The following is a 19,920-nucleotide window of genomic DNA, read 5'->3' as shown; positions in this document are numbered from 1 at the left end:
CGCCTGTTTTCAAGGTGTTAGACGCTCTGACCGGTCAGACCGGCAAGCCCTCGCCCAGAAGGTGCATACCGCATCGCACGGCAACCTCTGCGCATGCGGACAAGCACGTAGAAACACGTATGTTTTGCTAGAAAAATTCAGAAATGACGGGGCGGTCGAAATATTTCATTTCTTCCGCCCCGACCGGATTGCGCCCCTGTCAGGACTTCTCCTTAGGCGCGTCGGGGGCCGGCGCACCGTCGCGGACGGCAGGCGTCGAGGGCTCTTTCGCAGTGCCGGCCGGCTGGTCCGCGATGACATGATAGGCGACTTGCGGGAACGGGATCTCGATGCCGCGCTCGTCGAAGACGCGCTTGAGATGTTCGTTATAGGCCCGTCCGGTGGTCCATTGCGCACCGGGGAAGGTCTTGATCCGGGCGCGCAGGTTCACCGACGACTCGGCGAAGGCGATCACGCCATGCATCTCCAGATCGCCGATGATGCTGCCGCCGGCAGGCGATGCCTTCAGCCGGTCGAAGGCCTCCTTCATGGCCTCCTTCGCCAGTTCGATGTCGGTCGAGTAGGACACGCCGATCACGGCGACGTGGAACGAGTAGTCGCGCATGAAGTTGGAGACCATGTCGACGCTGGAGAACGGGATGATGTGGGTGGTGCCGTTGATATCCCGCAGACGCACCGAGCGCACCGTCAGCCGCTCGACAGTGCCGTTGATCCCCGCGACCGTGATCACGTCGCCTTCGTTGATCGCGTTCTCGATCTGGATGAAGGCACCGGTGATGATGTCCTTGACCAGCGTCTGCGAGCCGAAGGACACCGCCAGACCGATGACACCCGCACCGGCGATGAGCGGGGCGATGTCGAGGCCGAGCTGCGACAGCGTCAGCAGCGCGGTCATCACGATCATGACCACGGTGAAGGCATTGCGGAACAGCTGGAACAGCGTGCGTTCGCGCGACGAGATCAGGTAGTCGTCCCGTGAGCGCAGGCGCAGGTCGATCCACGACATCACGCCAAGCCAGACGGCAAAGCAGAGCACCAGGACGAAGGCCGTGGAGACAAACTGGCGCAGGACCTGCGCCCCCAGCCCGTTCTGCATCCAGTCCGCGAGATCAACCGGGAACCAGATCTGCAGCAGCGTCGCCAGGGTCAGCAGCAGCAGGAACAGGCGCACCACCTTGAGCGCATGCGGCACGAAGGCATTGAGACGCCCCTCGAGCGCCGGCAGGGTCTCGCGCAGATGGTCAGGCACCCGGATGCCGCCGGCAATCGCCCGGGTGAGGGCAACCGAACTCATCGCGCCGACGGTGATGGCAAGCACCGACAGCAGGGTCGAGTTGATCACCACCTCGATCGCGTCGAGCGGACGCATGATCCAGATGCCGAGCACGACGAGCGTGTAGAGGATCGCCAGCACCGACCAGATCCGGCCCAGAAGATGGATGGCGAGCTTGCCCACCTCCCCGTCCAGCGTGGTGGCATAGGACTGGATCGAGAGCCGGACACGGGTCGCGTTGGCGATGACCAGGCCGATGGCAAGCGCTGCGGCGACGAGCACGACGAGCACGCGCAGGGCGTTGCCGATCGCCAGCGAGGTCATCATCGTGGCCAGCGGCGCTGCCATCACGACGCCATAGCAGAGGAAGCCGAGCAGGAGCCCGAGACGCCACGACCAGTAGCGGGAGACTGCCGTCGAGAACGGCATCAGCCGCAGCCGGTCATAGGCGGGCACGAACAGCCCGCGCAGCGTGATCTGCGCCAGGGCCGCAGCAAAGAAGCCTTCGATGATCACGGTCTGGACCGGCGACAGCTCGGCATCGGCCGGCGCCGGATAGAGGAGGCTGGCAATCACGAGGGCGGACAGGCCGCTGACGGCCATGGCCACGAGATCGGCGGCGACCAGCCCGACCAGCGTGCCGATCCGCCAGGCCCAGCCGCGCTGGCTGAAGCGCTCCACCAGTCCGGCCGAGACACGACGGCCGGTCAGCCGGAGCGTCCAGAACAGGCCGATGGCACAGCCGAGGATCAGGGGAAGCTGGACGGATGCTTCCGCCACCCGGTCCCACTTGACGCTGATCTGTCCGGTGAACAGGAGCTGCAGGCCCTTCAGCGACACGGCGATGCGGTTGAACATCGAGCCGATGTCCGAGACAGCCTTGCGCGACAGCTCGTTCACCCGGCCGGAGAACGCCTGTTCCGCGGCCGAGAAGGCATTGGGGCCCCGCTCGGTTGCCGGAGCCGCGGCCGTGCCGGAGCCCTCGGCGGCGGGCGTGGCCGTGCCCTGGCCGGGCGCGGCGACCTTGCCCAGTCCCTCGAGCAGGCCGATGAGCGCAGCCCGTCCCGCAGGATCCTGCAGCAGGCCGACGAGGGCATCCCGCGCAGCCAGGACGTCGGATCCCGGCTGAGGCGAGGTCTGACCTCCTGTCTGGCCTCCTGTCTGGCCTGACGGCAGCGACCCAGCGGCGTCGGTGCCGCTTGCGGCGGGCGGCGAGGCAGAGGCAGGCGAGGAGGCAGACGGCGGAGCGGCGGCGGCCGCGCCTGCCTGCTCCTGCCCGGCGGGCGCCGGCTGGGCGGGGGCGGCTGCGCCCTGCCCCCACGCGGGGGAAGAGCCCGGCGGGACGGCGCCGAGGCAGGCAACGGCCAGCAGCACGGTAAGGAGAAGCGGCAGGAGACGGCTCCGCAACGGAGTGCGGACGGGGAAAGGCAGGTGGTCGGTCATGGGCCCCAGATAGCAAACATCGGCCGCCGTTGCACGGCACCGCTGCAGGAAAACACAAGGCTGCCGGAGAGGGCGTAACCAAACCCTAACCATGATCGGCCTATCCTCCAACGGAATGACGGACGGGCCCATGCTCTACTCCCTTCTTGCCCTGGCGCAGGAGACGACCCCCGAGGCGCGCAGCGCGCTGATGCAGAAGACGGCCGAGGTCTTCCTGCGCGGCGTCGGCACGCACACGCCCGGCGAGCTGGCCCTGTTCAGCGACATCCTGCTGCAACTGGTCGACCAGACCGATGACCGCTCGCGCGCTGCCCTGTCGCGCGCGCTGGCCGGCTGTGCCGAGACGCCCTCCCCGCTCGCGCTGCGCCTGGCCGCCGATGTGTTCGCGGTTGCCCGGCCGATCCTGGAACGCTCGAAGGCGCTCGGCGCGCAGGACATCATCGAGCTTGCCCGCCGTCTCGACGACGAGCATCTCGCAGCCCTCGCCGGGCGGCAGGATCTCCCCAGCCGCGCCGCCGATGCGCTTGTCCGCCGCGGCAGCTCGAGGGTCCATCGCAAGGTCGCCTGCAACCGCCATGTCCACCTGTCCGACTGGGCCCTGCGCAGCCTCGCAGAACGGGCGCTGAAGGATGCCGTGCTGAAGGAGGACCTCAGCACCCGCAAGGACCTGACGCCGGCGATCTGCACCTTCCTGATCCCCCATGTCAGCCCCGCGACCCGCGAGCGATTGCAAGCGGTGGCACAGGGGACAATCTCGGCGGAGGAGCTGGACGGCATTGCACGACGCCGGGCCCTGCGACGGGCGCTTGGCATCCGCCTCGACACCTTCGACGTGCCGAAGCTGTGGCGGATCGTGGAAACCGAGTTCGCGACCCTCGACGACCTGCTGATCCTGCTGCTTGAGGACGACCGGCTGGGCATCGCCGCGGAACTGATGAGCCATGGCAGCCGCGACAACCGGCAGAAGCTCAGGGAGGCGGTCCTGTCCGGGGACGTGGAGCACGTCATCGCCGCCGCCCGCCGGGCAAACCTGTCCCAGCTGACCTTCGAGCATCTTGCCCGCGCCAGGTGCCGCTATCTGCGCATCCCGGAAGCCCAGGCCGAGGCGGTGATCCGTCGCTACCGGCCGGACGGCTCCTCGCCGCTGGACGACAAGCGTCGGGCAAGCGGCTTTGCCGCGCGACGCAGCACGGGACACCGCACGGCACGCCCGGCCTGAAGGGCGCGCTCAGGACGGCGCTGCATGAACCGCCCGGCGTGGACCCTCCGGCCTGGGACCTACCGGCAACGCCTCCGTGCCGGATCCAGCCCTGACGATGCCAGCGCAAAAGAAAAGGCCCGCTGCAGGCGGGCCTTCGGCATTCAGGGGATCAGCATTCAGAGGAAAGGGACCGCCGTCTACCGGGCGCGGATGCGGCTGGCGACCTCGTCCATCATGACCTGTTCGGCCATGTCCTGCGCATCACGTTCCCGCTGCTGGTCGCGCTCCTCGAGCTGCTCGAACTTCTTCAGCTCCTCGATCGCTTCCGACAGCTCGTCGCGCGCCTTCTCCAGCTGGTCGTTCAGCTCCAGCGCGGAGTTGCGCAGGTTGTCGCGCCGCGTGGCAGCGGCCTTCGCGAAGGTCGGATAGGCGAAATGGGACACGTCCGTGATGCCGACCCGCTCCTGCTCGGTCCGGATCTGGTCGTCGAGCTCGTCGGCCATCCTGTGAAAGTCGGCGATCATGGATTCGATCTGGGTCACCTGACGGCGCTTCTCGTCAACCTGGAAGCGCTTCAGACGGATGAGGCTTTCTCGGGACTTCATGACTCAATACTCCCCTTTGGCCGATACATTAACCCGGACTCATTTCCAAAAGGTTGGCGAGCATCATGTAGCCGTCGTCGAGCGACGTCGCCTCGCCCTTCCCCTGCGTCAGGAAGGTCTCCATCGGCTCGTGCCGGCGGATCGCCTCGTCGACGAGGGCATCCGAACCGCGGCGGTAGGCCCCCAGCCGGATCAGCTCCTCCATGTCGGAAAAGGTCGCCATCAGCGCCTTGGCTTTCCGCAGGATGGGCAGATAGGGCTCCGGGACGCACCGCGGCATCGTTCGGGACACCGACTTTAGCACATTGATCGCAGGATAGCGCCCCCGTTCGGCGATGCTGCGCTCCATCACCACATGTCCGTCAAGAATGCCGCGCACCGCGTCGGCCACAGGTTCGTTGTGGTTGTCGCCCTCGACCAGCACGGTGAACAGGCCCGTGATCGAGCCCGAGCCGACCTTGCCCGGTCCCGCCCGCTCGAGCAGGCGCGGCAGCTCGGTGAAGACGGTGGGCGTGTAGCCCTTCGAGGTCGGCGGCTCGCCGATGGACAGGCCGATCTCGCGCTGCGCCATGGCAAAGCGCGTGATCGAGTCCATCATGCACAGGACCTTCTTGCCCTCGTCGCGGAAGTGCTCTGCCACGGTCATCGCCAGATAGGCGGCCTGCCGTCGCATCAGCACACTCTCGTCCGAGGTGGCGACGACGACGACAGACCGGGCGAGCCCCTCCTCGCCAAGATCATCCTCGATGAATTCCTGGACCTCCCGGCCCCGCTCGCCGATCAGTCCGATGACGGCAACGTCGCAGTCCGTGTTGCGCGCGAGCATGGACATGAGCACCGACTTGCCGACACCCGAGCCGGCGAAGATGCCCATGCGCTGGCCTTCGCAGCACGTGACGAAGGTGTTGAGCGCGCGCACCCCGAGATCGAGCGGCGCGCCGACGCGGGCCCGGTCGGCGGCCGGCGGGGGCGCGGTGCGCAGACGGCGCGCGGTCTCTCCGCCCGGCAGCGGGCCGCGTCCGTCGATGGGCTCGCCCATGGCGTTAACAACTCGGCCCAGCCAGCCACTTGCAGGATGCACGACGCTGTCACGGGAGGAGATGACCGCCCGGCAGCCCATCCTCACCCCCTCGAGGCCGGAAAACGGCATGCACAGCGCATGGCCGGATCGGAAGCCCACCACCTCGGCAAAAACTGGCGGAATCCCCTCGCCGATGTCGATGGCCAGACGCGCGCCGACGCTCATTTCGTGGATCGGCCCGGCGATCTCCACGAGCAATCCCTGGACGGCGACGACGCGCCCCCAGATCTCGGTGGCCATCAGCGATTCGATCTCTGCGAAGAGCGATTTCAGGGCCGTTTCTCCTCGGAATGATGCCGCCGGTAACCGAACGTTTACGTCTGTGCTTAATGTTAATGAACGAAGCGTTGAGAGGCGAGAGCCATTTCAGGGTGGAACGGCATCGGATGAAATGAGTCTGTGTGAAATCGGCTAGTTCGATTTCTTCATGTGAAACGTTAAGTGGGCGCGGGATCAGATTTTTCTTGATTCTCAAACCCTTGCGCTGTTTTTCACAGATTCGTTGTCATAACGCTTGCTGCTGCGAATCAGAATTTGTTAACCATTGGTCACTAGCTTTGAGTCGGGGTTAACAGCAGTCCTTCGTAGCAGGCACCGACAGAGCCGTTGCGACGCGCCCAGGATAGGCAGCACAAGGGGATTGGCATGCGTGTATTGTTGATTGAGGACGATAGCGCCACAGCGCAGAGCATCGAACTGATGCTGAAGTCCGAGAATTTCAACGTCTACACGACAGATCTTGGCGAGGAAGGCATCGACCTCGGCAAACTGTACGATTACGACATTATCATGCTTGACCTGAACCTCCCGGACATGTCCGGTTACGAGGTCCTGCGGACATTGCGCGTGTCCAAGGTCAAGACTCCGATCCTCATCCTCTCCGGCCTTGCGGGCATCGAGGACAAGGTGCGTGGCCTCGGCTTCGGCGCCGACGACTACATGACCAAGCCGTTCCACAAGGACGAGCTGGTTGCCCGCATTCACGCCATCGTGCGCCGCTCGAAGGGCCATGCCCAGTCGGTCATCGTCACGGGCGACCTGCGCGTCAATCTGGACACCAAGACGGTCGAAGTGGCCGGCCAGCGCGTCCATCTGACGGGCAAGGAATACCAGATGCTGGAGCTGCTCTCGCTCCGCAAGGGCACCACCCTGACCAAGGAAATGTTCCTGAACCACCTGTATGGTGGCATGGACGAGCCCGAACTGAAGATCATCGACGTGTTCATCTGCAAGCTGCGCAAGAAGCTCGCGGCGGCAACGCACGGCAAGAACTACATCGAGACCGTCTGGGGCCGCGGCTATGTGCTGCGCGAGCCCGACATGGAAGTGGCGGCCTGACCGCCCCTGACCCCTCTCGCTTCCTGATGAAAGGCCTCGCCGGCGGTGCCGGCGAGGCCTTCGCTTTTGGTCACGGCGGCGATGCGGCCGCGCCCCGTCAGAGGTTCAGCTGGTAGGACGCCGGCACATAGCGGAAGCCGTTGCCGGCCGCCTCGACAAAGCCAAGTGCCGGTGCCGGCATGTGATAGCCGATGAAGGGAATGCGCTCGCTCGCCAGCATGCCGAGCACCTTGCGCCGGGTAGCGGCTGCCGCGGCCTTGTCCATGTCAAACCGGACCTCCCAGTCCGGCTGCGCCAGCGACCAGACATAATGATTGGTCATGTCGCCGGTGATCAGCAGCTGCTGACCGCCGGACTCCAGCCGGTAGACCATGTGCCCGGGCGTGTGGCCGAAGGCGGCCATGCCGGTGATGCCGGACACGACGCTGCCGCCATCGCCCAGGAACGTCATCTTTTCGGCAAAGGGCGTGATGTTCGTCGTCATCAGCTTGGCGACCCCGTTGCTGGCCGGATCCTGCTTCGACCAGAAGTCGAACTCGCCCTGCCCCGTCACGTAGCGGGCATTTGGGAAGGCAGCCGCGCCGGCCTCCACCATGCCGCCGATGTGGTCCGGATGCATGTGGGTGAGCACGACGATGTCGACCTGCTCGGGGCTGTAGCCGGCAGCCTGCAGGGCCTGGCGCAGGTTGCCGCGCCCCGGACGCCCGCCTTCGCCCACGCCCGTGTCGAACAGCACGAGCTCCTGCCCCGTATTGACCAGCGTCGGCGTGAAGGAGTTGCGGAACCGGTCGACGGGCAGGAAGTTGGCGCCCGAGACGGCCGCGAATTCCTCCGGCGTCGCATTCATGCCGAAGGTCTTCTGGGGCTCCTCGCTCACCGCCGCGCCGTCCAGCAGCGTGGTGATCTCGAATTCGCCCAGCCGGAACCGGCCGATCACGGCCGGTGCGGCCTCCTGCTTCGGCGCGGCCGCCTGCGCCGCCGAAACCACGAGCCCAGGCCCCGCAAGACCAACAAGGCCGAGACCGGCGGCGCCGGTCAGGATGCCGCGGCGGGAAAGGGTGAATGTCTGATCCGTCATGTTGCCTCCTTCGGGCTCTCGCCCCTCATTCACGGTCTGACGGTCCGGAATGTGCGAACCGGCGTGTCTACGCCGGCTGGAGGAGACGGGATTGCCGGAGGCGGCAATCCGGGCGCACCCTGACGCCTTTGTGATGCCCGCGTGATCGCACATGAAAATGGCCGGTCCTTGCGGGACCGGCCACTCGACAGGCAACGGGCGACTGCGGTCGCCGGACTTACTTGAGGCTGAAGCTGCTGGCCATGGCGAGGCGCGGCGCAGCCTTGGCTTCCGCAGCCTGCTTCGGCTGGTAGAGGCCACGCTGTCCCGGCACCGGCTGGAAGGCATCTGTGAGGCCGACCACCGTCTCGGCCGCGCCCAGGACCAGGAAGCCGTCCTCGGGCATCATCTTGGCGATGCGCTGGAGGATGTCGATCTTGGTCTGCTGGTCGAAATAGATCAGCACGTTGCGGCAGAACACGATGTCGAACTCGCCCAGATGGGAAAAGTTCTCAAGCAGGTTCAGCTTGCGCCACTCGATCATCGCCCGCAGTTCCGGATTGATCTGCCAGAGATCACCCTGCTGCGAGAAATACTTCAGCAGCATCTGGATCGGCAGGCCGCGCTGCACCTCGAACTGGCTGTAGATGCCGGCCTTCGCCTTTTCCAGGACCTCGGACGACAGGTCAGTGCCGACGATGCGGATCCGCCAGCCGGCAACCTTGTGCGCGGCTTCCTTCAGGCAGATGCCGAGCGAATAGGGCTCCTGCCCGGTCGAGGCGGCGGCGCACCAGATCTTCATGCTGCGCGTGCTGGCACGTTTTTCCAGCATGGCAGGCATCATGATGTTGGTGAAGTGCTCGAACGGCGTCTTGTCGCGGAAGAAGAACGACTCGTTCGTCGTCATGGCCTCGACGACCGCATTGGCCAGCATGGCGTTGCCGCCGCGCTGCAGGCTCATGACCAGCGCCGACAGTGTGTCGATGCCGTTCTTGCGCGCAACGGGAACCAGACGGCTCTCGACCAGGTACTGCTTGTCGTCGGACAGGACCAGACCCGAGCGTTCCTTCAGGAAGCGCTTGAGGAACTCATACTCAGTCGGGGTCATCGGGCACTCCCCTTCAACACGCGCACGATCTTGGGACCGATCTCGAGCAGCGGCAGGACGTCGCTGCACTGGCCGGTGTTGGCCGCGGCACCCGGCATGCCCCAGACGACGCTGGAGGCCTCGTCCTGGGCGATGATGCTGCCGCCGCCGCCGGAGATGGTCTTCACGCCATTGGCGCCATCGGACCCCATGCCGGTCAGGACGACCGCGAGCGTGGCCGATCCATAGGCCTTGGCCACGCTGTCGAACAGCGGATCCACGGCCGGCTTGCAGAAGTTAACCGGCGGATCATCGGTCAGACGCACCTTGACCGCACCGGCATCCTTTTCGAGGATCATGTGCTTGCCGCCAGGGGCCACGTAGATGTGACCCGGCTGCAGCACGTCGCCCATCTCGGCCTCCTTGGAGGGCCGCATCGCGGCCTTGCCGATGTGCTCGGCGAGGATCGCGGTGAAGGTGGGCGGCATGTGCTGGGTGATCACGACCGGAATGTCGGTGATGGCCGGTCCGATGTCCTTCATCAGCTGCTGCAGCGCCTGGGGGCCGCCGGTCGAGGAGCCGATGGCAAGGATGCGGGGACGGGCCGAGGAATAGGGTTTCAGCTGGAACCCGGGCTTGCCCGCATCCGCCCCGCGCGCGGCCGGCAGGGCCGGACGGTTGGCAAGGGCACCGACGGGCGCCTGGGACGCGGTCTTGCCGGCGTTGGTCTCCGCCCGCATCGTCTTGCCGCGACCGGACAGGCGCCGGGCACGCTCGCCGAGAACCTTGACCTTCTCGATCAGCTCACGGCGGAAATCGACGGATGTCGTGAGTTCGGACGTGGTTTCCGGCTTCGGAACATAATCGGCCGCCCCGAGGGTCAGCGCCCGCAGCGAGATGTCGGCGTTGCGCCGCGTCAGGGTCGAGGCCATGACGACGACGAGGTCCCGCTTCTTGGCCAGCATCAGCGGCAGGGCCGTCATGCCATCCATTTCGGGCATCTCGATGTCGAGGACGACGACATCCGGATTGGAGCGCAGGATATCATCGACGGCGAGCTTGCCGTTGCGATGAGAGGCCACAACGGCAAGGGCCGGATCGGCGTCGAGCCAGCGGCCGAGAAGGCCACGGATGACGACGGCGTCATCGACGACCATAACGCGGATCGGATCCGTGTTCGGCGTCGAGCCGGTGCTGGGGTTCAATTGTGCAAATGCCATGTGGCTACCCGATCAGAGGGGGTCAGATGAGGCCGACTTCCTGGAACTTCGCTTCGACGATTTCCCGGTCAAACGGCTTCATGATGTATTCGTTGGCCCCCGCGCGGATGGCGCGGGCAATGTGTGCCACATCGTTCTCGGTCGTGCAGAACACGACCACCGGCTTCTCGCCGCCGGGCTCGCGCCGCAGGCTGGTCAGGAACTCCAGGCCGTCCATGACGGGCATGTTCCAGTCGAGAAGGATCGCGTCCGGCATGTGCTTGCGACAGGCGTCGAGCGCCTGCTGACCGTCTTCGGCCTCGGTGATCTCGAACTGCAGGTCCTCAAGGATCCGGCGGGCGACTTTGCGGATGACGCTGGAGTCATCCACCACGAGACACTGCTTCATCTCTTTCATCTCCACTTTGCTGGGGCAAGCTGTCCCGATGGCCTCACGCGGCCATCGGTTCGCTCATCATCGCCCCGAGCAGGCGGTCCACGTCGAGGATCACCATCAGGCGGCCATCCAGGCGGTGCACGCCGGCCGAGATCTCGGCCCAGCGCTTGTCGAGGTTCTGCGGATTGGGTTCGGCCGTCTTCGCCGACAGGGTCAGGACCTCGCCAACGGTATCGATCACCAGCCCGTAGGATTCGTGCTTGTACTCGATGCCGACGGCCATCATCTGGCCGTCCTGGCGCGGCGGCAGGTGCAGCCGGCGGCGCATGTCGATCGCGGTGACGATGCGACCGCGCAGGTTCAGCACACCGGCCACTTCCGGCGCGGAGAGCGGCACGCGGGTGACGCTTTCGGGAACGAAGACGTCATGCACCTGCGAGATGGGAAGACCGAACAGCTGGCCACCGATGACGACGGTGACGTACTGGATCATGTCGCTGCCAGAGGCGACGCTATGCTCCAAGGCACTCATGCGGCAACTCCCATTTCACCCGAGAACACATCCTTGAGAGCGGCGATCAGACCCGGACGGTCGAACTTCGCCACATAGTCGTCGAAGCCTGCCTGACGGCCGCGTTCGATCGAGGCCGGCGTGACCATGGCCGAGAGGGCCAGGATCGGCAGCTTGCGGAAGCGCGGGTCGCGGCGCAGGGCTTCGCAGAACTCGAAACCGTTGACGCGCGGCATCTCGATGTCGCTGACCACGGCCTGGAACTCGATGCCGCGTTCCAGCAGTTCAAACGCTTCATCCGGCCCGTTGCAGGTGGTCACATCGTAGCCGGCCGCCTTCAGCACTGGCGTCAGCATGTTGCGGAAGAAGGGCGAGTCGTCGACGAAGAGGATCTTCTTCGTCAGCGAGCGGATGTCCATCTCCTTGCGCATGAACCAGTCCTCGAAGGCCTGCGGCAGGTAGTAGCCGAGATCGAGGATTTCCGTCGCGCGCTCCTTGATGACCGCCGAGCCGAGAATGCCCGGACGCTCGGAGCCCACTTCGATGTTGAGCCGGTCCTCGACGATGTCGACGATCTCGTCAACGACGAGGCCCATGGAGCGGCCGCTGTCGGAGAAGACCAGCATCGGCTGGGTGCCCTCGAGCTTGTGATGGTCGCCTTCGTTGACATAGACCAGCGGCATCAGCGAGCCGCGGTACTGGACCAGATCGCGGCCGTTGGAGCGCTCGATCTTCGACACCTCGAATTCCTCGAGACGCGTGACCAGCGACAGCGGCACGGCCTTGGGCTCGGGTGCACCGGCGCGGAACAGCAGCAGCGAGATCGGCTTCTGGCCGTCGGCAGCGTTGCGGCGGGCATCCTCGCTCTCTTCCTCGACCTGATCGGCCACGGCGCTCGAGGCGCTGGAGGCCATGGCGGAGGCGATGCCGTTCGGATCGATGATCATGATCACCGAGCCATCACCCAGGATGGTGTTGCCCGAGAACATGGTCAGGTTGCGCAGCATCGAGGACATCGGCTTGACCACGATTTCCTCGGTGTGGAACACGCCATCGACGACGACACCGAAGGTCTGGCTGCCGACCTGCATGACGACGATGAAGCCATTGTCGTCGTTGATCGCGTTCTGCGCGTTGTCGCCCTCGTAGATGCCGAGCAGCTGCGACAGGTGCAGCAGCGGCAGGAGCTTGTTGCGCAGACGCAGGACCGGCGTGTCCTTGATGCGTTCGATGCGATGTTCCGAGTTGGTCTGCACGCGGACCAGCTCGACCACCGACAGCTGCGGGATGGCAAAGCGGTCGCCGCTGGCCTCGACGATCAGCGTCGACACGATGGCCAGCGTCAGCGGGATCTTGATGACGAAGGTCGTGCCCTTGCCGGCCACCGAGCGCAGGTCGACGGTGCCGCCGATCAGCTCGATGTTGTTGCGCACCACATCCATGCCAACCCCGCGGCCGGACACGGAGGTGACGGCGGCGGCGGTGGAGAAGCCGGCTGCGAAGATGAACTTGTGGATCTGCGCATCGGTCATCTTCTCGAGCTCGTTCTCGGTCGCCAGACCGCGCTCGACTGCCTTTGCCTTGATCTTCTCGACGTCCAGGCCGCGCCCGTCGTCCTTCACCTCGATGATGATGTGGCCACCCTCGTGATAGGCGGACAGGGTGATGATGCCCTTTTCCGGCTTGCCGGCGGCGCGACGGGCGGCCGGCATCTCGAGGCCATGGTCAGCGGAGTTGCGGACCATGTGGGTCAGCGGATCCTTGATCATTTCAAGGACCTGACGGTCGAGTTCCGTCTCGGCGCCGATCATTTCGAGTTCGATCGGCTTTTCCAGTTCCTGGCTGAGGTCACGCACGATGCGCGGCAGCTTCTGCCAGGCGTTGCCGATCGGCTGCATGCGGGTCTTCATGACGCCTTCCTGCAGCTCGGCCGTCACGTTGGACAGACGCTGCAGCGGCACCTTGAATTCGCTGTCTTCATGACGGCGCACGATTTCCAGGAGCTGGTTGCGGGTCAGCACCAGCTCGGACACCATGGTCATCAGGTGTTCGAGGGTTTCGACGGCGACGCGGATGGACTGGTTGGAGACACCGCCACCGGCAGCTGCCTTCTTGTCGGCCTTGTCGTCGATGTCGTCATCCTTCGGCGCAACGGCAGCCGCGCGAGGGGCAGCCTTCTGGGCCTTCGGAGCCGGAGCTTCGGCCACGACTTCGACCGGAGCGGCCACCTCGACCTCGATCTCGGTCTCGCGGAAGGCGCGCTCGAGTTCGTCGAGGGACACTTCGCCGGGACGCAGGGCGCGCTCGAGGGTCTGTTCGGGAAGCTTGATCTCCGGTTCGGCAACCACGGGGGCCGGTGCGGGAGCAGCCGCCTTGACGGGCGCGGCGGCAGGCATCTCCGCGCTCATCGACATGCGTTCCAGCTCGGAAATCAGGTCGCTGTCGTCGCCCTGAGGCTCTTCACCCTCGGCAGCCTCGAGATCCGCGAGGATCTCCTTGATGCGGTCGATGGAGTTGAGGATCAGCGACACCGCTTCCGGGGTCACCGGCACGCCATCGCGGAACTTGCCCATCAGGGTTTCGGCGGCATGTGCAATGCCTTCAAGCCGCGGCAGGCCCAGGAAACCGCAGGTCCCCTTGATCGTGTGCACCAGCCGGAAAATGTTGTCCAGAATGGTGGCGTTGTTCGGCTCCTGCTCGAACTTGACGAGCTCTACGTCGACAACATCGAGACTTTCGCTGGTCTCGGTCAGAAATTCTCTGAGGAGGTCGTCCATGGCCTGCACTCACCCGACGTGTTACTGGTTCCGCGCCCCCCGAGGGACGGCTGGACCGGGATGTCCATGGGTGAGAGGTTGGCCTCAAACAGTTAAGATAGGCTGAAACAAACAGGGACCCGTCAGGCTGTTTTTGTCATGCTTGACGTGCGGTAAGCCTGACGACGTCCTCGTCTTTCACAAGCTCAAGCCGCAGGCCGCATTCACGGGCAAGCAAAAGCGTGTAGATCGGCTGAACAGAATGCGCATCCACGCGCTCCGGTTCTTCACCGCTCAGGGTGGCCTGCATGCCCAGCGGAATCCGCGGATTTACGCCCTTTGCCTCGAGTTCAAAGTTCGGCTTGCCCGGCTCTCCGGTCATGCGGATGGTAATCTCGCCGCCGCGCGGAACACACTGGTTTGCGATCAGCAGCAAGTTTAGCAGAAGCTTAACCAAGTTCTTCGGCATCAGGTGCCGGTCGACCTGCCAGTTGAGATTTGGCTTCTCGTTCTCCATCAGCGCCGTCGCGACCGACTGCGCATCGCCGAGATCGATCTCCGCACCGGCTGACCCGGCCGCCCCGAAGGCGAGGCGCGCGAACTGCAGCTTGGCGGAGGCCTGCCGCGCGCTCTTGCGGATGAGGTCCATCGCAAACTCGCGCATCTCGCCGTTGCTGTCCTCGTCCAGCACCTCAAGCCCGTTGATGATGGCCCCGACCGGCGAGATGATGTCGTGGCAGATCCGGCTGGAGACCAGCGCCGACAGGTCGAGCGAGGAAAGGTCTTTGAGTTCGGACATGCGGGTCAGTCTCCGGGTCTGGCCAGGCCGTGGGTGATTCGCTGCTGCGGTGCAAAGGGTTACACAGCGGCGTCGCGCCTGCCAAGCGCGGCGGCCTCACGGCCGCGGCACACAGCCGGTTTTTGCGGCATTTGCCTGTGCATCGGCGAGGGCCGTCTCGAACTCGACAAGAAAGAGAAACCGGTTGACCTGGGTATGGAAGAAGTAGAGCCGGTTGTCGAGAATGGCAAAGATCGCCGGGTTGCCTGCGGTCGCATAGCCCTCGGCCAGCGCATAGGCTCCGCACCCCGTGAACTGTGGCGCATAGACTTCCGGAGCCTTCTCGAAGGCGGCCCGGTTGCCTTCATTGACGAAGAGCCAGCGGGCGCCCTTCCACATGTACTCCAGCCGGGTCTCCCCCATCCGCGGCCGCCCGTCGACGAAAAAGGCAACCGGATCAAAGCCTCCGATGGCATAGCCGGTGATCGGATCGGCCAGGAAGTAGGCCGGGCGCGCCAGCGCGCCGGGCGCGGCGACGGCGACGAGAAGCAGGCCAAGCAGCGGTCCGGCCAGAAGCCGCCGCGACCGGCCCGTCGCGGCCCGCAGCCCCGCGACGCCCGCCCGCCGGCGAAGCCACAGCTTGGTCAGAATTCGACTACACTCTGCCATTGATTCGGGGTCCGGGAATCCCGCAACCGGGCGATTCGCTTGATCCTGACCCTATCATGCCTGGCCAGGCAGGGCACAGACCCCGGATGGAGGTCCGGACGACGGGCCCCTGACAGGACTGGTCAGGACAGGACAGGACTGGTCAGGTCAGGGTCAGGCCGGAACAAGTCGCGTCCGGCAGCGTTGGGCATCCGAGGACCCCGACGGATGGCGGCGTGGCCGAAGTCCGGGGCACCCGAGTGGAGTGGACGACACCGCGAAGAGACCGTCTGCGCGCCGAGAGGAGACTTGCAAGGATGAGCCATCTGTACAGCCGGAAGACCGGGCATGTCGCGGACCGCCGCGCACATGTCCCGATGTGGAGCCTGGCGCTGCTCGCGCTGGTGCTGGTGCTCGGCCTCGGCCGGACACCCGCTGCAGCCCAGTCGAACGCGCCCGGCAGCAGCAACTACACCCAGCAGGAAATCGTCGATGCGGGTCACCGCTTCTTCGGCAATGTCTCCGGCGGGCTCGCCTCCGTCATCGAGAACGCCTTCAAGAGCTACGGCGAGCCGAACGGCTACATCCTGGGCGAGGAGGGATCGGGCGCCCTGATCGCCGGTGCTCGCTTTGGCGAGGGCGACCTGTTCACCCGCAATGCCGGCAACCACAAGGTCTTCTGGCAAGGCCCCTCGATTGGCTGGGACTTCGGCGGCGACGGAGCCCGGGTCATGATGCTGATCTACAACCTGCCGAATGTCGAGGCGATGTACCAGCGCTTCGCCGGCGTGAACGGATCGGCCTATCTGATCGGCGGCTTCGGCATGACGGTGCTGAACAACAACAACATCCTCGTCGTGCCCGTGAAGGCAGGCGTCGGGGCACGGCTCGGGCTCAACATCGGCTATCTGAAGTTCACCCAGCAACCGACCTGGAATCCGTTCTGAACCGGCGCGTGACCCGGCTGCAGCGGACGGCGGGATCCCCGAAGATTTTGCCCGGCGCGCCCCTTGGCCTTGCCCATGCCCTCGGGTAATCATGGGAGAGGCCGAAACGGCACCCGGATGGCATGCGGCATGTGGTCCGTGCGGATGGTCCGGACCATGGCCCTGACGAGCCGGCGAGGCAGCGCGTGATCGAAGCGGCGATGTATGCATTCCTGGGGTTTCTGGCAGCCGGACTGCTGGCGCTCCTGCTTCTTCCCGCGGTCTGGGGCCGGGCGGTGCGCCTGACGCGCGAGGCCGTGCTGGCGACGCATCCCTCCACTTACCGGGAAGTGAAGGCGGCGCAGGATGCCTTGCGCGCCGAAGCAGCCCTCACCCACCGGCGGCTGGAGCGCGAACTGGACCGGCTCAAGACGCAGAACGCGCAACTGCGGGCCGAGACCGGCCGCAACCTGCCGGAGCGGCTGCAGATGCAGAAGGACCGGGCGGAGCTGTCCGAGCACCGGCGCGAGGTCGACGCCCTGCTGGCGGCGCAGACCGAGGAAAACACGCATCTGCGGGAAGATCTTGCCATCGCCCGCAGCGAAGCGCGGGAGCTGGCCCTGGCGCTCGAGCAGCGCAAGGCGGAAGTGACCGAGCTGCGGCAGCTGCTGGAGTCCCGCAAGGGCACCAGCTCCGACCCTCTGGCGGCCGTGACGATCTCGGCCCTGGAGGCACAGATCGTCAGCCTGCAGCGTCAGCTCGCCCTGCGCGTCGCAGCTCCGGAGCAGAAGTCGCAGGCCGCCGAGGCCCTCGCCGCTCAGGTTCATCCCGACGCGGACGCGGTCGCCTTGCGCAAGACCGTCGCGCGGCTCGAGACCGAGCTGATGGACAAGGAGGCCGACTTCATCGCCGCGCAGGCGGATGTCGCGCGCCTGACCCTGCAGCTTGATCTGGCGGGCGGCCTGCCGGACGGCCTCGTTGCCCGCCTCGACCAGGACCTCAAGGAGATCGCGCGGGACAATGCCCGCCTCGCCGCCCGTGCCGCGGCCCAGGACCGGGCCCTGACCCGCACCCGGGCGGAGATCGGGCGCTTGCGCCAGGAACTCGCCTCGAGCCCGGCCGTTACAGCGCTGCGCGATGACCTCAAGCAGCTTGCCGCAAGGGTCGTCGCGGGGGACCGTCCGGATGCGATGGCGGGCGACCCGCCGGCTGCCAAGGCAAAGGCACCGCGTCAGCGCAAGGCAGCGACAAAGGCCAGCGCGTCCGAACTGCCGCCACCGGCCACGCCCGCAGCGGCCGCGAGACTGTCGGCCGTCGAGATCGCCGGGCGGATCGTCCGGGCAAGCGCCGCCGCCCGCGAGGCCCTGGCGCAAACGACCCCGCCGGCCGCCACCCAGCCGAGACCGAGCGAGCGCACACCAGAGCGCCCGGCCGGTGACAGTGCGCCCGATCCGGACGCCGCCCAGGCAGCCCAGGCGGCCCAGACTACCCAGGCGGTCCAGACGCCGAGCCCGGCGCAGACGGCCGGCAGCAGCAAGCCGCCGCGCGGCACGGATCCGAGAAAGAAGGTCGTGGCCTGATCACGGATCACCTGATCACGCACCAGATGTCGCAGGTGTCCGAAGGGGCCGGATCCCGACAGGGCTCGTGCGGGGGCAATGCCGCCGCCGCGCAGACACGGGCAATGCCCGGGCGAAGCTGACGAGAGATCGGCAGCCGGCCGAAAAGCCCTTGAATTTTGGGGAAAGTTGGTACTCCCAAGGGGAATCGAACCCCTGTTTCCGCCGTGAGAGGGCGGCGTCCTGACCGCTAGACGATGGGAGCGTCCAAGGCGAAACAGTGTCTGTCTCGCTGCGAGAACCGCGATATAGGGGGTTCGCCGGACAATGGCAAGCGGTTTTTCCGGCAAAGCACCCGGCACGTCACCCGACACAACATCTCGCCGCCCCCTTTCGCCCCGCCGCGATCACAAGGGCACGACACCGACCAGTGCCGCGGAGGCGGGCTGTCCCTGAGCCCCTGCCGGGGACCCGGCAGGGCTGGCGCGGGCCTGTGTCCAGACCAGCATTCAGGTTGGCGGTCAGGCTGGCTTCAGGGCCTTCGCTCAGGGCTGCGTCAGCACCGTCCGTCCGAGCACCTGGCCGGTTGCCGCGTCGACACGGACCAGCACCTGCCGCGCATCCTCGCGGGCGAGGAAATAGATCACCCCGTTCTCGACCCCGAGGCCCTCCACCGGTCCCGGCACGCCAAGCGACAGGGTTTCCGGCCATTGCCCCTCCGCCGGCTTGCCGGCAGAATTGACCTTGTAGACGATTGCTGCCATGAGGGCGGCGATCCCGGCGACCATGATCAGGGTCGAACCGGTGACAAGCCGGCGCAGGCGCGTCTGGACGCGCAGCACTGCAGGATCCAGCGGCGCTTCCTCTTCGGCACCGGGATCGCGATCATCAGGGGCAGACTTGGTCATGACAGACAGAACTCCAGCACGGCCGACGTTTGACGACGAAGGCGACGACGCACTCGGCGGCTTCGTAGCGGGACCGGACGATGCGGGCAAGCGCCTCGACGCGGTTTTGGCCGCGCATCTTGAAGGCCTGAGCCGAAACAGGCTGCAGGCCCTGATCAAGGCCGGCGAAGTCAGCGTCAACGAGCGGACCGTGACCGAGCCCAAGCACAAGGTGCATGAAGGCGACACGCTTGCCCTGACCCTGCCCGAACCGGAAGATCCGGAGCCGAAGGGCGAGAACATCCCGCTCGACATCGTCTATGAGGATGACGCCCTGATCGTGATCGACAAGCCTGCCGGCCTCGTCGTGCACCCGGGGGCCGGAAACTGGACCGGCACGCTGGTCAACGCGCTGATCCACCATTGTGGCGACAGCCTGTCCGGCATCGGCGGCGTCCGGCGTCCCGGCATCGTGCACCGGCTGGACAAGGATACGTCCGGGCTGCTTGTGGTCGCCAAGACCGATGTGGCGCATCAGGGCCTGTCCGAGCAGTTCGCCGATCACGGCCGGACCGGCCCGCTGGAGCGGTCCTACCAGGCGCTGGTCTGGGGGGCCCCGTCCGGCCTGCGCGGCACGATTGACGCCAATCTGGCGCGATCGGAGGCGAACCGGCAGAAGATCAACGTGGTGCGCAGCGGCGGCCGCCATGCAGTGACTCACTGGCAGGTGCAGGAGCGTTTCGGCCCGGCCGACCAGCCCCCGCTGGCGGCCCTTGTCGAATGCATGCTCGAGACCGGCCGGACGCACCAGATCCGCGTGCACATGGCCCATATCGGGCTGCCTCTGATCGGCGACCATGTCTACGGAGCCGGCTTCAAGACCAAGGCGAACCCGCTGCCGGAACCCCTGCGCAGCACGGTCACCACCTTCCCCCGCCAGGCGCTGCATGCCGGCCTGCTCGCCTTCGAGCATCCGGTCACCGGCGAGACCATGACCTTCGAGAGTCCGGTGCCGGAGGACTTCAAGGCGCTACTTGAAGCATTACGAAAATTTTAGGTCGGTCCGGCCGCGCAGGTCCTGTAATTGACGCAATGCTGCTTATATCCTGTCCGTCAGCGAGCCGGGAACCGGACGCTGAACGAACGCGTTGCCAGAGTAGCGCCGGCACGATTG

17 protein-coding genes and 1 tRNA gene are annotated in these 19,920 nt (G+C 66.0%); 5 read left to right on the top strand and 13 right to left on the bottom strand.

All coding sequences use genetic code 11. The features are described from left to right. Window positions 1-199 precede the first annotated feature (199 nt). On the bottom strand, window positions 200-2,716 hold the full coding sequence (locus tag GWI72_RS16150) for a mechanosensitive ion channel domain-containing protein (RefSeq protein WP_161709339.1): 2,517 nt from the start codon (window positions 2,714-2,716) through the stop codon (window positions 200-202). Window positions 2,717-2,846: 130 nt separating this feature from the next. Between GWI72_RS16150 and GWI72_RS16145 the strand changes: the two genes are divergently transcribed. Beyond that, complete coding sequence (locus GWI72_RS16145) at window positions 2,847-3,935, top strand: DUF2336 domain-containing protein (protein ID WP_161709338.1); 1,089 nt, start codon at window positions 2,847-2,849, stop codon at window positions 3,933-3,935. A 179-nt stretch (window positions 3,936-4,114) separates the two neighbouring features. Here the strand turns inward: GWI72_RS16145 and fliJ are convergent, their stop codons facing one another. Beyond that, window positions 4,115-4,522, bottom strand: coding sequence for a flagellar export protein FliJ (gene fliJ, locus GWI72_RS16140; RefSeq protein ID WP_161677204.1), 408 nt, complete (start codon window positions 4,520-4,522; stop codon window positions 4,115-4,117). 28 nt (window positions 4,523-4,550) lie between these two features. Beyond that, window positions 4,551-5,876 (bottom strand): flagellar protein export ATPase FliI, encoded by a 1,326-nt coding sequence (gene fliI, locus GWI72_RS16135; RefSeq protein ID WP_161677466.1) that lies wholly within the window; start codon window positions 5,874-5,876, stop codon window positions 4,551-4,553. A gap of 372 nt (window positions 5,877-6,248) precedes the next feature. On the opposite strand from fliI, the gene ctrA reads away from it, so the two are divergent. Then, window positions 6,249-6,941, top strand: a complete 693-nt coding sequence (gene ctrA / locus GWI72_RS16130; protein WP_161677205.1) for a response regulator transcription factor CtrA — start codon at window positions 6,249-6,251, stop codon at window positions 6,939-6,941. Between the two features lie 97 nt (window positions 6,942-7,038). Here ctrA and GWI72_RS16125 read toward each other — a convergent pair whose 3' ends face one another. The 8 genes from GWI72_RS16125 to GWI72_RS16090 all read right to left on the bottom strand — a co-directional run bounded on the left by GWI72_RS16125 (window position 7,039) and on the right by GWI72_RS16090 (window position 15,395). Further along, the gene (locus GWI72_RS16125; RefSeq protein WP_161709337.1) at window positions 7,039-8,019 is read right to left on the bottom strand and encodes an MBL fold metallo-hydrolase; all 981 of its coding nucleotides are present in this window, start codon (window positions 8,017-8,019) and stop codon (window positions 7,039-7,041) included. 217 nt (window positions 8,020-8,236) lie between these two features. Beyond that, a complete protein-coding gene (locus GWI72_RS16120) occupies window positions 8,237-9,106 on the bottom strand; it encodes a CheR family methyltransferase (protein WP_161677207.1) in 870 nt (289 codons plus the stop codon). Beyond that, the gene (locus GWI72_RS16115; RefSeq protein WP_161677208.1) at window positions 9,103-10,305 is read right to left on the bottom strand and encodes a protein-glutamate methylesterase/protein-glutamine glutaminase; all 1,203 of its coding nucleotides are present in this window, start codon (window positions 10,303-10,305) and stop codon (window positions 9,103-9,105) included. The genes GWI72_RS16120 and GWI72_RS16115 overlap by 4 nt, the downstream gene beginning before the upstream one ends. Window positions 10,306-10,327: 22 nt before the next feature. Next, window positions 10,328-10,693 carry a response regulator gene (locus GWI72_RS16110; RefSeq protein WP_161677209.1) on the bottom strand — a complete coding sequence of 122 codons (366 nt, stop codon included), beginning with the start codon at window positions 10,691-10,693 and terminating at the stop codon, window positions 10,328-10,330. A gap of 43 nt (window positions 10,694-10,736) precedes the next feature. After that, entirely contained in the window at window positions 10,737-11,213 is a 477-nt protein-coding gene (locus GWI72_RS16105) for a chemotaxis protein CheW (RefSeq protein ID WP_161677210.1), read from the bottom strand. Beyond that, entirely contained in the window at window positions 11,210-13,969 is a 2,760-nt protein-coding gene (locus tag GWI72_RS16100; protein ID WP_161677211.1) for a hybrid sensor histidine kinase/response regulator, read from the bottom strand. The genes GWI72_RS16105 and GWI72_RS16100 overlap by 4 nt, the downstream gene beginning before the upstream one ends. A gap of 136 nt (window positions 13,970-14,105) precedes the next feature. Continuing rightward, complete coding sequence (gene chpT, locus GWI72_RS16095; RefSeq protein ID WP_161677212.1) at window positions 14,106-14,747, bottom strand: histidine phosphotransferase ChpT; 642 nt, start codon at window positions 14,745-14,747, stop codon at window positions 14,106-14,108. A 96-nt stretch (window positions 14,748-14,843) separates the two neighbouring features. Further along, window positions 14,844-15,395: a YHS domain-containing (seleno)protein gene (locus GWI72_RS16090; protein ID WP_208995908.1), complete on the bottom strand. Its 552-nt coding sequence runs from the start codon at window positions 15,393-15,395 to the stop codon at window positions 14,844-14,846. Between the two features lie 356 nt (window positions 15,396-15,751). Here GWI72_RS16090 and GWI72_RS16085 point away from each other — a divergent pair, with 356 nt between their 5' ends. Continuing rightward, complete coding sequence (locus GWI72_RS16085; protein ID WP_179956216.1) at window positions 15,752-16,321, top strand: DUF1134 domain-containing protein; 570 nt, start codon at window positions 15,752-15,754, stop codon at window positions 16,319-16,321. A gap of 122 nt (window positions 16,322-16,443) precedes the next feature. Next, window positions 16,444-17,880 carry a coiled-coil domain-containing protein gene (locus tag GWI72_RS16080; RefSeq protein WP_161709336.1) on the top strand — a complete coding sequence of 479 codons (1,437 nt, stop codon included), beginning with the start codon at window positions 16,444-16,446 and terminating at the stop codon, window positions 17,878-17,880. Window positions 17,881-18,049: 169 nt separating this feature from the next. Here GWI72_RS16080 and GWI72_RS16075 read toward each other — a convergent pair. After that, window positions 18,050-18,124 (bottom strand) — tRNA-Glu (locus tag GWI72_RS16075). A gap of 280 nt (window positions 18,125-18,404) precedes the next feature. Continuing rightward, a complete protein-coding gene (locus tag GWI72_RS20220; RefSeq protein ID WP_161677215.1) occupies window positions 18,405-18,767 on the bottom strand; it encodes a hypothetical protein in 363 nt (120 codons plus the stop codon). Between GWI72_RS20220 and GWI72_RS16065 the strand changes: the two genes are divergently transcribed. After that, window positions 18,766-19,803 (top strand): RluA family pseudouridine synthase, encoded by a 1,038-nt coding sequence (locus tag GWI72_RS16065; protein ID WP_161677216.1) that lies wholly within the window; start codon window positions 18,766-18,768, stop codon window positions 19,801-19,803. The two genes, GWI72_RS20220 and GWI72_RS16065, sit on opposite strands and share 2 nt — an antisense overlap. The last annotated feature ends 117 nt before the right edge of the window (window positions 19,804-19,920 follow it).

This window comes from Pannonibacter sp. XCT-53, from assembly GCF_009915765.1.
In the GTDB taxonomy this organism is placed as follows: Bacteria; Pseudomonadota; Alphaproteobacteria; order Rhizobiales; family Stappiaceae; genus Pannonibacter; species Pannonibacter tanglangensis.
The sequence above is the reverse complement of the archived record's forward strand: the minus strand, read 5'-3'. Positions and strand labels throughout refer to the sequence as shown.

Bases quoted from the DNA above. Each gene is read 5' to 3' on its own strand.
- GWI72_RS16150 (WP_161709339.1), bottom strand. From the start codon at position 2,716: ATGACCGACCACCTGCCTTTCCCCGTCCGCACTCCGTTGCGGAGCCGT.
- GWI72_RS16145 (WP_161709338.1), top strand. From the start codon at position 2,847: ATGCTCTACTCCCTTCTTGCCCTGGCGCAGGAGACGACCCCCGAGGCG.
- fliJ (WP_161677204.1), bottom strand. From the start codon at position 4,522: ATGAAGTCCCGAGAAAGCCTCATCCGTCTGAAGCGCTTCCAGGTTGAC.
- ctrA (WP_161677205.1), top strand. From the start codon at position 6,249: ATGCGTGTATTGTTGATTGAGGACGATAGCGCCACAGCGCAGAGCATC.
- GWI72_RS16125 (WP_161709337.1), bottom strand. From the start codon at position 8,019: ATGACGGATCAGACATTCACCCTTTCCCGCCGCGGCATCCTGACCGGC.
- GWI72_RS16120 (WP_161677207.1), bottom strand. From the start codon at position 9,106: ATGACCCCGACTGAGTATGAGTTCCTCAAGCGCTTCCTGAAGGAACGC.
- GWI72_RS16115 (WP_161677208.1), bottom strand. From the start codon at position 10,305: ATGGCATTTGCACAATTGAACCCCAGCACCGGCTCGACGCCGAACACG.
- GWI72_RS16110 (WP_161677209.1), bottom strand. From the start codon at position 10,693: ATGAAGCAGTGTCTCGTGGTGGATGACTCCAGCGTCATCCGCAAAGTC.
- GWI72_RS16105 (WP_161677210.1), bottom strand. From the start codon at position 11,213: ATGAGTGCCTTGGAGCATAGCGTCGCCTCTGGCAGCGACATGATCCAG.
- GWI72_RS16100 (WP_161677211.1), bottom strand. From the start codon at position 13,969: ATGGACGACCTCCTCAGAGAATTTCTGACCGAGACCAGCGAAAGTCTC.
- chpT (WP_161677212.1), bottom strand. From the start codon at position 14,747: ATGTCCGAACTCAAAGACCTTTCCTCGCTCGACCTGTCGGCGCTGGTC.
- GWI72_RS16090 (WP_208995908.1), bottom strand. From the start codon at position 15,395: ATGGCAGAGTGTAGTCGAATTCTGACCAAGCTGTGGCTTCGCCGGCGG.
- GWI72_RS16085 (WP_179956216.1), top strand. From the start codon at position 15,752: ATGTGGAGCCTGGCGCTGCTCGCGCTGGTGCTGGTGCTCGGCCTCGGC.
- GWI72_RS16080 (WP_161709336.1), top strand. From the start codon at position 16,444: ATGCGGCATGTGGTCCGTGCGGATGGTCCGGACCATGGCCCTGACGAG.
- GWI72_RS16065 (WP_161677216.1), top strand. From the start codon at position 18,766: ATGACAGACAGAACTCCAGCACGGCCGACGTTTGACGACGAAGGCGAC.
- GWI72_RS20220 (WP_161677215.1), bottom strand. From the start codon at position 18,767: ATGACCAAGTCTGCCCCTGATGATCGCGATCCCGGTGCCGAAGAGGAA.